The organism is Agrobacterium vaccinii, assembly GCF_021310995.1.
In the GTDB taxonomy this organism is placed as follows: domain Bacteria; phylum Pseudomonadota; class Alphaproteobacteria; order Rhizobiales; family Rhizobiaceae; genus Agrobacterium; species Agrobacterium vaccinii.
The window spans coordinates 2,892,988-2,905,720 of the sequence record NZ_CP054150.1 but is presented as its reverse complement, the minus strand read 5'-3'; the positions used below and the strand labels follow the sequence as shown (position 1 = coordinate 2,905,720).

14 protein-coding genes are annotated in these 12,733 nt (G+C 59.0%); 11 read left to right on the top strand and 3 right to left on the bottom strand.

Annotation, left to right across the window (positions count from 1 at the left end):
- Nucleotides 1–11 precede the first annotated feature (11 nt).
- A complete protein-coding gene (locus HRR99_RS14105) occupies nucleotides 12–2,570 on the bottom strand; it encodes an ABC transporter permease (protein ID WP_233122173.1) in 2,559 nt (852 codons plus the stop codon).
- The gene (locus HRR99_RS14100) at nucleotides 2,567–3,277 is read right to left on the bottom strand and encodes an ABC transporter ATP-binding protein (protein WP_233122172.1); all 711 of its coding nucleotides are present in this window, start codon (nucleotides 3,275–3,277) and stop codon (nucleotides 2,567–2,569) included. The genes HRR99_RS14105 and HRR99_RS14100 overlap by 4 nt, the downstream gene beginning before the upstream one ends.
- 83 nt (nucleotides 3,278–3,360) lie before the next feature.
- On the opposite strand from HRR99_RS14100, the gene HRR99_RS14095 reads away from it, so the two are divergent.
- Together HRR99_RS14095 and thpR are read left to right on the top strand one after the other, a co-directional pair.
- Nucleotides 3,361–4,011 carry an arylesterase gene (locus HRR99_RS14095; RefSeq protein WP_233122171.1) on the top strand — a complete coding sequence of 217 codons (651 nt, stop codon included), beginning with the start codon at nucleotides 3,361–3,363 and terminating at the stop codon, nucleotides 4,009–4,011.
- A gap of 68 nt (nucleotides 4,012–4,079) precedes the next feature.
- Nucleotides 4,080–4,673 (top strand): RNA 2',3'-cyclic phosphodiesterase, encoded by a 594-nt coding sequence (gene thpR / locus HRR99_RS14090; protein WP_233122170.1) that lies wholly within the window; start codon nucleotides 4,080–4,082, stop codon nucleotides 4,671–4,673.
- Here the strand turns inward: thpR and HRR99_RS14085 are convergent.
- On the bottom strand, nucleotides 4,580–5,086 hold the full coding sequence (locus HRR99_RS14085; RefSeq protein WP_233122169.1) for a low molecular weight protein-tyrosine-phosphatase: 507 nt from the start codon (nucleotides 5,084–5,086) through the stop codon (nucleotides 4,580–4,582). The genes thpR and HRR99_RS14085 overlap by 94 nt on opposite strands.
- A gap of 32 nt (nucleotides 5,087–5,118) precedes the next feature.
- On the opposite strand from HRR99_RS14085, the gene HRR99_RS14080 reads away from it, so the two are divergent.
- From HRR99_RS14080 to HRR99_RS14040, 9 genes are all read left to right on the top strand, one after another.
- Nucleotides 5,119–5,424 carry a 4a-hydroxytetrahydrobiopterin dehydratase gene (locus HRR99_RS14080; protein WP_111840505.1) on the top strand — a complete coding sequence of 102 codons (306 nt, stop codon included), beginning with the start codon at nucleotides 5,119–5,121 and terminating at the stop codon, nucleotides 5,422–5,424.
- Nucleotides 5,425–5,476: 52 nt separating this feature from the next.
- A complete protein-coding gene (locus tag HRR99_RS14075) occupies nucleotides 5,477–5,854 on the top strand; it encodes a YkvA family protein (protein ID WP_111840545.1) in 378 nt (125 codons plus the stop codon).
- A 279-nt stretch (nucleotides 5,855–6,133) separates the two neighbouring features.
- A complete protein-coding gene (locus tag HRR99_RS14070; RefSeq protein ID WP_111840504.1) occupies nucleotides 6,134–6,637 on the top strand; it encodes an invasion associated locus B family protein in 504 nt (167 codons plus the stop codon).
- 244 nt (nucleotides 6,638–6,881) lie between these two features.
- Nucleotides 6,882–8,075 (top strand): dual-specificity RNA methyltransferase RlmN, encoded by a 1,194-nt coding sequence (gene rlmN, locus HRR99_RS14065; protein ID WP_233123514.1) that lies wholly within the window; start codon nucleotides 6,882–6,884, stop codon nucleotides 8,073–8,075.
- 104 nt (nucleotides 8,076–8,179) lie between these two features.
- Nucleotides 8,180–9,133, top strand: a complete 954-nt coding sequence (locus tag HRR99_RS14060) for an ABC transporter substrate-binding protein (protein ID WP_233122168.1) — start codon at nucleotides 8,180–8,182, stop codon at nucleotides 9,131–9,133.
- Between the two features lie 134 nt (nucleotides 9,134–9,267).
- Entirely contained in the window at nucleotides 9,268–10,149 is an 882-nt protein-coding gene (locus tag HRR99_RS14055) for an ABC transporter permease (RefSeq protein ID WP_233122167.1), read from the top strand.
- Nucleotides 10,146–10,940, top strand: coding sequence for an ABC transporter ATP-binding protein (locus HRR99_RS14050; RefSeq protein WP_233122166.1), 795 nt, complete (start codon nucleotides 10,146–10,148; stop codon nucleotides 10,938–10,940). The genes HRR99_RS14055 and HRR99_RS14050 overlap by 4 nt, the downstream gene beginning before the upstream one ends.
- Before the next feature lie 179 nt (nucleotides 10,941–11,119).
- The gene (locus HRR99_RS14045; RefSeq protein ID WP_233123513.1) at nucleotides 11,120–11,863 is read left to right on the top strand and encodes a transporter substrate-binding domain-containing protein; all 744 of its coding nucleotides are present in this window, start codon (nucleotides 11,120–11,122) and stop codon (nucleotides 11,861–11,863) included.
- Nucleotides 11,864–11,896: 33 nt separating this feature from the next.
- Nucleotides 11,897–12,712: an amino acid ABC transporter permease gene (locus HRR99_RS14040; protein ID WP_233122165.1), complete on the top strand. Its 816-nt coding sequence runs from the start codon at nucleotides 11,897–11,899 to the stop codon at nucleotides 12,710–12,712.
- Nucleotides 12,713–12,733 lie beyond the last annotated feature (21 nt).

The window sequence follows — 12,733 nt, the reverse complement described above, 5'->3', positions numbered from 1 at the left end:
AACTTTTCAGATCACTCGTCCGCCTGCCGAAGAACGGGTGCAGCTTTCTGTCCCAGAATGCGCCATGTTCCGATGAGGCCGATGCCGACGGTCATGACAAGTGCGATGACGATGGTCGCAATCGCTACATCCGGCAGGAAGCTCGACGGAAGTTTCATGATGCGGGCGATAACGAACCATGCCGAAGCTCCGCCTGCGAGAAGCGCAAAGATCGCCGTTGCCAGACCCAGCATCATATACTCATAGGAAAAGGCCCGGATGAGCATGGCGCGGGTGCCGCCGAGGGTCTTGAGAATAACGGCGTCGTGGGTGCGCGCGCGATTTCCCGCAGCCAAAGCACCAGCGAGCACGAGAACGGATGCGATGAGCGCGACGGCTGCGGCGGCGCGAATGGCGGTAGCGAGCTGGCCGACGAGGCGGTTGACCACATCCAGTGCATCCTTGACCCGCACAGTCGTGATCGTCGGGTAGGCGTTGGTCACGCTGCGCAGGATTTCGCCTTCCTTGGCGGGTGTGGCGGATGGATCCGAGAGCGTTGCCAGCCAGGCATGCGGCGCGCCCCGGAAGGTGTTGGGTGAAAACACCATGACGAAATTGAGCGATAGCGATTCCCATTGCACATCGCGCAGGTTGGCGATCTTTGCCGTGATGTTACGGCCCAGCACGTTGATGGTGACGCTGTCGCCGATCTTCAGGCCCAGTTCGCCCGCCTCGCGGCTGGCGAAGGACACAAGCGGTTCGCCGCTGTAATCCTTGTCCCACCAGGTGCCCTGCGAGAGTTTGGCGTTTTCGGGCTGATCCTGCGAATAGGTGATGCCACGATCTCCGCGCAGCACCCAGCGACCTGCGGCGGGCACCTCCATTTTCGTCACATCCTGCCCGTTGAGCGCCAGAATGCGGCCACGCAGCATTGGCACCTCCGTCAGCACACCTTCCGGTGCCTGCTCGGCGACCAAGCTGCGAAAACCGTCGCGGTCTGCGCTTTGAATGTCCACGAAGAAGAAATTCGGCGCGCGTTCCGGTAGACTGCCGGTCAACTCGCGACGCAGATTTCCATCGATCAGCGTCAGAGTGACGAGCAGGGTGAGGCCGAGACCCAGCGACAGGACGACGGATGGGGTGAGAGCGCCGGGGCGGTGGATGTTGCCGATGGCAAGACGCAGGGCCGCTGAATGAACCCGCGGGCTTCGCTTCGCCAGCGCCTTGATGCCCCAGGCCACGAGCCTGAGCACAACGAAGGCGAACGCGACAGCCCCGAGGAAGACGGAGGCAATGAAGCGTTCCTCGGCGGAGAAGATCGCCAGACCGGCAAGTGCCGCCAGCAGCAGCGCTGTGGTGAGAAGATAGGGCCAGGACGGCAGGCGGCTTTCTTCAAACCCCTGTTCGCGGAAGAGTGCCGTCGCGGGCACTTCGCGCGCCTGCCCAAGCGGCAGAACGGCGAAGGCCAGCGTTGTCAACAGGCCGAAGATGGCGGCAAGGCCAAGCGCGCCGGGATAAAAGGCAAGCTCGTCCGGCACGGGAAGCACACCTTCAAGGAAGCGCATGGCAACCAAGGGCGCGATGGCACCAAGCGTCAGCCCGACGATAATGCCGATGCAGGCAATGAAGGCGATCTGAAACAGATAGGTCATGGTGACGACGCTTGCGGGCGCGCCGAGGCATTTGAGAGAGGCAATGGTCGTACGCTTGGAATCCAGAAAGGCGCGCACCGCATTGGCGACGCCGACACCACCGACGATCAGGGCTGTCAGGCCGACGAGGGTCAGGAACTGCGAGAAGCGGTTGACGTTTTCCGTCAGCGACGGCGCGGCGCGGTCGCTGGTGCGGATAGACCATCCGGCGTTGGGCAGTTCCTCATTGGTATCTGCGGTGATCGTTGACCGTTTCGACGGGTCGTTGAGGCGGATCTTGTAGGCGTGCTCGACGAGGCTGCCGGTCTGAACGAGGCCGGAGGCGAAAAGCGCGTCGCGGCTGATCATCAGGCGCGGGGCAAAGCCGAAGCCATCGGAAAGCGCATCCGGCTCGGTCACGACGGTGCCGGAGAGCTTGAGGCGGACATTGCCGAGAAGCAGTTCGTCGCCGATCTTGATGCCCAGCCTTTCCAGAAGCAGCGGTGCCGCGACCGCGCCATAGGCTTCGCCCTGTTTGGCTAGCAGTTGCTGGAGAGGTTCTGCAGGTTCCGCCTCGAATGTGCCGTAGAGCGGATAGTCGCCATCGACGGCCTTGACCTCGGCAAGCGTCTGCTGCGACCCATCGGCAAGGCGTGCCATGGAGCGTAGCCCGGTAGAAACGGCGACCTGACCGAGCCCGTCCATATAGGCGCGCTCATCGGCAGAGGCTTCGCGGTTTCGCAATTCGAAACGGACATCGCCCGCCAGAATGGATTGGCCCTGCGTGGCGATGGAGCTGGTCACTGCACGCGAGACGGAATTGACCGCCGCGATAGCACCGGTGCCGAGTGCGATGCAGGCAAGAAAGATGTAGAATCCGCCAAGCCCGCCCCGAATTTCCCGTCGAGCCAGGCGCAGGGCATTGCGGATGTTGAGCGCCGAGGGTAGGGCGCCGATCATGCTGAAACCGCCTGCTTTTCGACCCGTGCTGCGCTATCGCCCTCGATCGTGCCGGAGCGGACCTTGATCTGGCGCGAGCAGCGGGCAGCGAGTGAGATATCGTGGGTGACGAGGATCATGGTCATGCCGCGCTCGGCCTGTTTGGCAAACAACAGATCGGCGATCTGCTTGCCAGTATCGGTATCGAGATTGCCGGTGGGTTCGTCGGCGATCAGCACGGCGGGTGCTGGCGCAAGGGCGCGCGCAATGGCCACCCGCTGCTGTTCGCCGCCTGAGAGTTGACCGGGATAATGGTTCAGCCGCTCTCCCAGCCCGACCGCAACCAACTCTTTCTTGGCAATGTCGAAGGCGTTGGGGGTGTTGGCGAGCTCCAGGGGAACGGCGACGTTTTCGAGCGCAGTCATATTCGCGATCAGGTGGAAGGACTGAAAGACGATACCGATATTCTTGCCGCGAAATTCCGCAAGCGCGTCTTCGCCGAGCTTATGAAGCCCTGTTCCCGCAATTGTGATCTCGCCACTATCCAGCCGCTCCAAACCGGCCAGAACCATCAAAAGCGTGGATTTTCCGGAGCCTGAAGGCCCAACAATGCCGACAGCTTCGCCTTCGCTGACCATCAGGTCGATTTTTTTAAGAACGTGAACGGAAGCGGCGGCACTGCCCAGAGTGAGATCGGCCTTATTCAGCTCAATGATGCTTTTCGTCACAATTCGCGTTCCTATATGAAGAAGAAGGGCAGTCTGGAAAATTTGAAAGTCCTGTCACTGCCTGTCAAATTAGGAAGGCCGTCATGCATTTTAAAGCCGTCGTCGCTCAAATCATCGTCATCTGCGCCACCGCTCTTGGCGTGACCGCCGCGCAGGCGCAGGACAAGCCCGTGCAACTGGTGGGTCTGGGTGACAGCCTGATGGCCGGTTATCAGCTGCCGCCAACCGACAGCTATACCGCGCAACTGGAGACGGCGTTGAAGGCCAAGGGCGTCAACGTCGCCATTACCAACGCAGGTGTTTCTGGCGATACGAGCGCTGGAGGGCTGGCGCGGGCGGAATGGTCCGTGCCTGACGGAACCAATGGCGTCATTCTGGAGCTGGGTGCCAACGATGCGCTGCGCGGCACCTCGCCCGATGAGACGGAGAAGAACCTCGAGGCGATCATCACCGGTCTGCAAAAACGCAATATCCCGATTCTGCTGATCGGCATCATGGCGCCGCCCAATATGGGTGGTGATTTCGCCGAACGCTTCAACGGGATTTATCCCCGCCTTGCGCAAAAGCATGGCTTGCCGCTCTACCCCTTCTTTTTGGATGGGGTCGTTCTGGATCAGGCCCTGCAACTGGAAGACAGAATGCATCCCAATACAAAGGGCATAGCCGTGATGGTGGAGAAATCCCTGCCCACGGTCGAAGCCTTTGTTAAGACTATCGGTGCGCAAAAAAAATAAGCGCTTGCGCCCGGCAGCGTTGCATGATTCGCTACACTTGTTCTGCCAAAAGATTCGGGGAGCTCGCCATGCCGAGACTGTTTACCGCCCTCGAAATTCCGCGCAATGCGGCGATGAGCCTCTCATTGTTGCGCGGTGGTCTGCCGGGTGCCCGGTGGATCGATGTGGAGAATTATCACATCACCCTGCGTTTTATCGGCGACATCGATAACCGGACCGCTGACGAAGTCGTCAACAGGCTCGACCGGATCGACAGACCTGAATTTCAGGTCAACCTTACCGGGATCGGATCGTTCGGGTCCAAGAAACCGCACTCCATCTGGGCAGGTGTCTCTCCATCTGCTGAGATGACGGCGTTGCAGGGCGAAGTCGAGCGCATCTGCCAGCGGCTGGGCCTGCCGCCGGACCCGCGCAAATTCACGCCGCATGTTACCTTGGCGCGGCTGCGGAACTCACGGCTGGATGATGTGGTGCACTACCTTTCAGGACGCGGTGACTTTCGCACGTCGCCCTTCACGATCGGTCGTTTCGTGCTGATGTCGTCGAAGGAATCGGTCGGTGGCGGTCCCTATATCGTCGAAGAGGCATTCCCGTTGAGCGAGGCTTGGCCGGTGTCCAATTTCTCCAGCATGGACATGCAGCCTGCCAAGAGCATGGTGTAAACAGTCCCGAAACCCTCTTCACCTCCGTAATAGGGGTCGGGGACGTTGTGGCGGCGACCGTGGGCGAAATCGGAAAACAGGTGCAGCTTGTACAGGTGGTGTTGAGGGCAGCGCGCCCTAAGCTTCGCCAGATTGTCCTCGTCCATGGCGAGGATGATGTCGAATGTCTCGGCGTCATCGATTTGGAACTGGCGGGCTTTTTGTCCTGATATGTCGATGCCGTGGTGCCCGGCTATGGCGACGGAGCGTGGATCAGGTGGAGCACCTGCGTGCCAGCCATCCGTTCCCGCCGAATCAACACGGAAATGCTGCTCTAGGTTTCGCTGCTGAAGCAGATGGGAGAAGATGCCCTGCGCCAATGGCGACCGGCAGATATTTCCCATGCAAACAAAAAGGACCGCTGTGCGTTTCATGAAAACCATAGCCAATGAAAAGGATGACATCCATGAAATATCCGAAACTCGACAGAGATGCCATCGACAGTGAACTGGCCAAGCTCGAAGGCTGGTCCTTGCGCGAAGACGGGCTTGCGATCATCAGAGCATTCAAATTTGCAAGCTTTGGGGAGGCGTTTGGTTTCATGGCGGAATCGGCGCTGGCTGCGGAGAAGCTGAACCATCATCCCGAATGGTCGAATGTCTATTCGCGCGTCAAGGTGTGTCTCACGACGCATGATTCGCAAGGAATTACCGAGCGGGATTTCCTGCTGGCGAGCGCCATGCAGAAGGCGGCTGCGGGGCGAAGCGATTGAACGGGCGAACTCTGCGCTTATATACATGTCCATGACCAAAGGACACACGACCATGGATGACGTGAAAATTGGTGAAATCCTGTTGCCGGGCGAGCCCGACAGGCAGGAGGAGCGTGAAGATCAGGTCCGCGCCAAATTCTGGCCGAAGATGAAGCGGGTGATGAGCAAGGTGCCGTTCGCACGCGATGCTGTCGCGGCCTATTATTGCGCGACCGACCCGAAAACACCGTTTCGTGCCAAGGGTGTGCTATTCGCAGCCCTGGGCTATTTCATCATGCCCATGGATGTCGTACCCGACGTGTTTGCCGTCATCGGCTTTACCGACGACATTGCCGTTCTGACCGCGGCGCTCGCCATGGTGCGAGCCCATATTACCATGGAACACTACGACGCGGCCGATGCCGCTTTGGAAGCGTTGAAGGCCGAGTAACGGCTCTGTGATGGCACCTTTGCGACCCTTGCGGGTGCCGACAAATTCTTGCCTGAATTCTTGTGTCAGTGCTGATGGCGCAAGCGCGTTTGACGCTTGCTTCGCTGGCGCTGGGAGACGCCTATCTGTTACACTCCGACGCAAATTTCGAATTTTAGCGTTGGTGTTGACGGTTTGGTAACCGATCTTTAGCCAATATCAAGATGACGGACTTCACCTAGCACAGGCCCGGCGTAGCCGTTCGGCCAACTGGAAGACAATAACCCGGCAGGAAATTCTATGTTTGTAAGAAGTGTAGCAACCGCAGTCGCCATTTTGCTGGCCAGCATCAATGTAGCCTCTGCACAGTCGCCCACGCGCATCCAGCAGTTCAACGCATGGGGTGCCTATTCGTACAAATCGGGTAACAGCACCGTTTGCTATGTTCTTTCGATTCCGACGGCGAAGGAGCCGGCTAGCGTTGATCACGGCGATATCTTCTTCATCGTCTCGCAGCGCCCAGGCCAGAATATTTCCTACGAGCCACAGGCCATGGTGGGATATTCCCTTCGCGAGGGCTCCAAGGTCAACGTGACCATCGACAACAAAAACTTCGTAATGTTCACGAAGGACAAGGCGGCCTGGGTCGAGAACGCGGCGGAAGAGCCTGCACTCGTAGCGGCGATGAAGGTTGGCAAGTCCATGACCGTCAAGGCGACATCGGGTCGTGGTACGGCAACATCCTACTCCTATTCGCTTTCGGGTATTTCAGCGGCGCTGAAGCAGATCGAGCGCTGCAAGTAATCCATTTCCACGGGATTGACGGATGGCCGGTCTTGGACCGGCCATTTGCGTTTTGGCGGTTTTGATGCTAAAGGCGCGGCAACAAAAACAGGTGTATGCGCAAAAGCGCCTCGCCTTTGATTTTTTCTCAACATGCAGATGATGTTCCGCCTCGCTTTTCGGGCCGGTTTCGCTCTGCAATGGCTGATGGGATAAGACGATGTCCGTACTGGAAGCGACTGCCGGTCTGGCGATCAAGACACCGATGGTGGCCAATAAAGACCTGATGACCGACAAGCCATCGCTGATTGGCCTGACGCGGGAAGAGATGGCCGATGCGCTGCTGGATGTCGGCGTGCCGCAGAAGCAGGCCAAGATGCGCGTCAGCCAGTTGTGGAACTGGCTCTATGTGCGTGGCGTCTCCGATTTCGACCACATGACCAATGTGGCCAAGGACCTGCGCGAAAAGCTGAAAAGCCATTTCACTATCGCCCGTCCCGAGATCGTCGAAGAACAGGTCTCGAACGATGGCACGCGCAAGTGGCTGATGCGCTTTCCGCCGCGCGGTGCAGGTCGTCCGGTCGAGATCGAAACGGTCTATATTCCCGAAGAAGGCCGCGGCACGCTGTGCATTTCAAGCCAGGTCGGCTGTTCGCTGACCTGTTCGTTCTGTCACACCGGCACCCAACGGCTGGTGCGCAACCTCACGGCAGAGGAAATTCTGGCTCAACTTCTGGTCGCGCGGGATCGATTGGGTGATTTTCCCGATCGCGAAGCACCACAGGGCACGATCATGCCAGCCGAGGGCCGCAAGGTCTCTAACATCGTCATGATGGGCATGGGTGAGCCGCTTTATAATTTTGAGCATGTGAAAACCGCGTTGCTGATTGCGACGGATGGTGACGGCCTGTCGCTCTCCAAGCGCCGCGTGACGCTGTCCACATCGGGCGTGGTGCCGGAAATTTTCCGCACGGGCGATGAAATCGGCGTGATGCTGGCGATCTCCTTGCATGCGGTGCGCGACGAGCTGCGCGACATGCTGGTGCCGATCAACAAGAAATATCCGCTGAAAGAGCTGATCGAAGCCTGCCGCAACTATCCGGGCGTGTCGAATGCGCGGCGCATCACCTTCGAATATGTGATGCTGAAGGACGTCAATGACAGTCTGGAAGACGCCAAGATGCTGACGCAGCTTTTGAAGGGCGTTCCGGCCAAGATCAATCTCATTCCGTTCAACCCGTGGCCGGGCACCAATTACCAATGCTCCGACTGGGCGCAGATCGAGAAGTTTGCAGATTTTATCAATCATGCGGGTTATGCTTCGCCGATCCGCACGCCGCGCGGGCGTGATATTCTGGCCGCCTGTGGCCAGTTGAAGTCGGAATCGGAACGCATGCGTAAGACCGAGCGTATGGCTTTCGAAGCCATGATGATTGCCAATCACGGCGCTGACGACTGATTCAGAACAAGAATTGATCGTTGACTTCAGCCTTGCGCGATTGATTTCGTTTTGACGCTTTCTTAAAGAGGGGCAGAAAAGCGAAACAATCGGAGGAATTACCCATGCGCGCACTCGTTCTGGCGCTCGCCGCCGCATCTGCCCTGGCTTTGCCCGCAAAGGCGCAAGACGTGACGGTGGCCGTTACCGCCATCGTCGAACATCCCGCCCTCGATGCCGCCCGCGATGGCGTCAAGGCGGCGCTTGCCGAGGCTGGATACAAGGAAGGCGAGAACCTGAAATTCGTCTATCAGTCCGCGCAGGGCAATCCCGGCACCGCCTCGCAGATCGCTCGCCAGTTCGTCGGTGACGCACCTAATGTCATCGTGCCGATCTCGACACCCTCCGCGCAGGCCGTCGTTGCTGCGACCCGCGACATTCCTATCGTCTTCACTGCAGTCTCGGACCCGGTCGGCGCGCAGCTGATCAAGTCCATGGAAAAGCCGGGCCGCAACGTCACGGGTCTTTCGGATGCGCTACCGGTCAATGAGCATCTGGCGCTCATCAAGGAAATCACGCCCAACGCCAAGACCATCGGCTACATCTACAACTCCGCTGAAGCCAATTCCGTCTCGACGCTGGAGCTTTTGAAGGTCGAGGCCGAGAAGGCCGGTCTCAAGGTCGTCGAATCCGTTGCCACCAAGTCTGCCGAAGTGCAGGGCGCGACCCGCGCACTGGTGGGCAAGGCCGATGTGATTTACGTACCGACCGACAACACCATCGTGTCCGCCTTCGAAGCTGCCGCTGGCGTCGCCTCTGAAGCCAAGATTCCACTGTTTGCTGCCGATACTGATTCCGTTGCGCGTGGCGCTGTTGCAGCGCTGGGCTTCAACTATTTCGACGTGGGCAAGCAAACAGGCGCGGTTGTTGTTCGTATTCTTAAAGGTGAAAAGCCGGGCGATATTCCTGCGACCGTTGCCGTTGGTACCGATCTCGTCTTGAACAAGAAGGCTGCTGAAAAGGCCGGCGTGACGTTCCCTGAGGGCGTGACGAAGCGCGCGACGAAGGTTATCGACTAAGTTCGCCTCACTCTCTTCCGTCCTCCACACAAGCCCGAGCATGACGGAAGAGAGGTTGGCGGCACGACTGGCAGTCTATGACTGTTTCAATCGCAGCCCACCTAACATCGGAGGGCAAACCAAGGAATTCTATCGTGAGCCAAATCGCCTTCTGGGGTGCCGTCGAGTTGGGGCTGGTTTTTGCCTTTGTCGCCATCGGCGTTTATCTGGCATTTCGCGTGCTCGACTTTCCCGATCTGACGGTCGATGGGTCGTTTCCGCTGGGTGCTGCCGTGGCGGCGGTGTTGATCGTGGCGGGCTTCAATCCCTGGCTTGCGACGGGCATTGCCATGGTTGCGGGTGCTTGCGCAGGCCTGGTGACGGCGGTGTTGAATGTCCGCTTTAAAATTCTCAATCTTCTCGCCTCGATTCTGACGATGATCGCGCTGTTTTCCGTGAACCTTCGGGTGATGGGAAAGCCGAATGTCGCGCTGCTAAACCAGGAAACGGTGATTGAGCCTTTCTATGGACTGGGCATCTCTGACTATCTGTTGCGGCCTCTGTTTGTCGGTATTCTCGTTGTCGTCGCCGTCATTCTCGTCTGGCGTTTTCTGGAGAGCGATGCAGGCCTTGCCATGCGCGCCACCGGTGCGAATGCGCGCATGGCCCGTGCGCAGGGTGTGAAGACCGGCAACCAGATCTATTTGGGCATGGCGATTTCCAATGCGCTGGTGGCGCTGGGTGGCGCTTTGTTTGCCCAGACGAACGGCTTTGCCGACGTGACATCCGGTGTCGGTACCATTGTCGTGGGACTGGCCGCCGTGATCATAGGTGAGACCCTGTTCGGATCGCGCGGCATTCTGATCGCGCTGATCGGCTGCGTTCTCGGCTCCATCGCCTATCGCCTTGCCATTCAGTTGGCGCTTTCCAGCGATTCGCTGGGCCTCAAGGCATCCGACCTCAATTTCGTGACCGCCGTGCTGGTCGCCGTTGCACTCATTCTGCCGCGCCTGCGCCGGGGAGGAGCCACGTCATGATTTCACTGTCCGATATTCAGGTCATCTTCGGTCGCGGCACGCCGTTGCAAAAGCAGGCCTTGGCCAAGATCGATCTTACCATCGAGGACGGCTCCTTCGTCACAGTGATCGGTTCCAACGGTGCGGGCAAATCGACACTTCTCGGTGTTCTCGCGGGCGATGTTTTGCCGACCGCAGGCAAGGTAACCATCGGTGGCGTGGACGTGACCCGCAAGCCGACGGCAAACCGGGCCGGACAGGTCGCACGCGTGTTTCAGGACCCGCTTGCCGGAAGCTGTGGCGCGCTCAGCATCGAGGAAAATCTGGCACTGGCAGCCGCGCGCGGCAAGATGCGCGGTCTGCTGCCAGCGCTGGGTGGTGGACGCCGTGCCTTCTTCAAGGAGCGGATCGCCTCGCTTGGCCTTGGTCTTGAAAACCGACTGAAGGACCGCATGGACCTGCTGTCGGGCGGCCAGCGTCAGGCCGTCTCGCTTGTGATGGCGACGCTTGCCGGTTCGGACGTGCTGCTGCTGGACGAGCATACGGCAGCGCTGGACCCTGGTATGGCGGAGTTCGTGATGGAACTGACCCGCAAGAACGTCGAGGAGCGCAAGCTGACGACCTTGATGGTGACCCACTCCATGCGACAGGCGCTGGACTACGGCGACCGGACCATCATGCTGCATGCGGGCGAAATCGTGCTCGATGTGTCGGGCGAAAGCCGCAAGGGCTTGCAGGTGGAAGACCTGATCGAGATGTTCCGCAATATACGCGGCCAGAAGCTCGATGACGATGAGTTGCTGATCGGTTGATCAGCCGCGGTCCCAGTCTGTCCGGGGCCTTACATGGAAGGGCAGGGTCGTTTTCTTTCGAGTCTCGTGCCTTGCTTCGCCTTGTAAAACCGTGCCATTTTCACCGCGTTGCCAGCAGGAGAAGTTCCTTGTTCAGACGTTCGTTCATCACCGCCATTGCCGCCACGCTGCTGTCACCGATGCTTGCATCGGCAGCCGATCTGCCTGACCTCAAGGGGCGTGAGGTGGTCGTAGTCACCGAGAACGCCTATCCTCCGCTGCAATTCATCGATCCCAAATCGGGCAATGCCATCGGCTGGGAATATGATGCGATGAACGAGATCGCCAAGCGGCTGAATTTCAAGGTTTCGTACCAGAATGCGTCCTGGGATGCGATGATCCCTGCCGTGTCTACCGGGCAATACGATCTGGGAATGACGGGTATCAGCATCAAGGAAGACCGTAAGGAAAAGGTCGACTTCTCCGATCCCTACATGCGCTCTGAGATGTTCATGCTGGTTCGTGCCGACGAAACCCGCTTCACCGATGCAAAGACCTTTGCGGCTTTCGACAAAGGGCTTGTCGGTGCACAGGCGGGCACCAGCCCGTTCTACACCGCGATCTATGACATCCTCGATGGCAACGAGCAGAACCCGCGTGTGAAGCTGATGGAGACATTCGGTGCCACGGTGCAGGCGTTGAAAGCAGGGGATGTCGATCTGGTGCTGACCGACGGCGTTGCAGGCAAGGGCTATGTCGATGCATCCGGCGGCACGTTGAAGCTGATCGGTGGTCCGCTGGGCGGTGACGATTTCGGCTTCATCTTTCAAAAGGGCTCCGACCTGATCGCACCTGTAAACGCAGCGATCGCGGCCCTGAAGGCTGACGGCACATTTGCTGGGCTCGATAAGAAGTGGTTTCTGGACTACAAGCTTGGTCAGTAAGCCAGCCAATTCCACCTCTCAACGGTGGCGACCATGAGCCCGCGCCATCGCCACCCGGCGACCGAGGATTTTCCGTGGTGGCTGGTTGCGCTGGGCGCGCTCGGTGTCATCCTGGCGGTCGTCATTGCGGTCAACGGCGTTTATGCGCAGGTGTTTACCACTGTTATCAACGGCGTCGGCATGACGGTGTTCGTGACCCTTGCGGCTTTCGCGCTGGCGTCTCTGTGGGGATTGTCGATAGCGCTGATGGGCATGGCGGATAGCATCGTCCTTCGCCAATTCGCCCGCTTCTACGTTGAGACGGTGCGCGGTATACCCATTCTCGTGGTGCTGTTCTATATCGCTTTCGTGGGCGCTCCGGCCATCGTCAGCCTGTTCAACTGGGCGTTGTCACCACTGGTGCAGGCCGGGTGGGTGGAGCCGCTGCTGGTCCGCGATTTTTCGCTGACATGGCGTGCCATTCTGGCGCTGACCATCTGCTACGCCGCTTTCATAGCCGAGATTTTTCGGGCAGGGATCGAGTCCGTCGATCAGGGGCAAGTGGAAGCGGCCAAGGCGCTTGGTCTCAATCGGGTCCAGCGGTTCCGGCTCGTCGTTTTTCCGCAGGCGATCCGCACGATGTTCCCGCCGCTGTCCAATGATTTCGTATCGATGGTGAAGGACAGTTCGCTGGTATCGGTTCTGGGCGTGATGGACATAACGCAACTGGGCAAAGTCTATGCTGCCGGTTCGTTCCGGTTTTTCGAAACCTATTCCATCGTCGCCTATATCTATCTGATTCTGACGTTAGGGCTTTCGCTGATCCTGCGGCGTGTCGAGAAAGCCATGCGCAACAGGCACATCGGCTAGGAACAGAGGCCGGGATTGTCC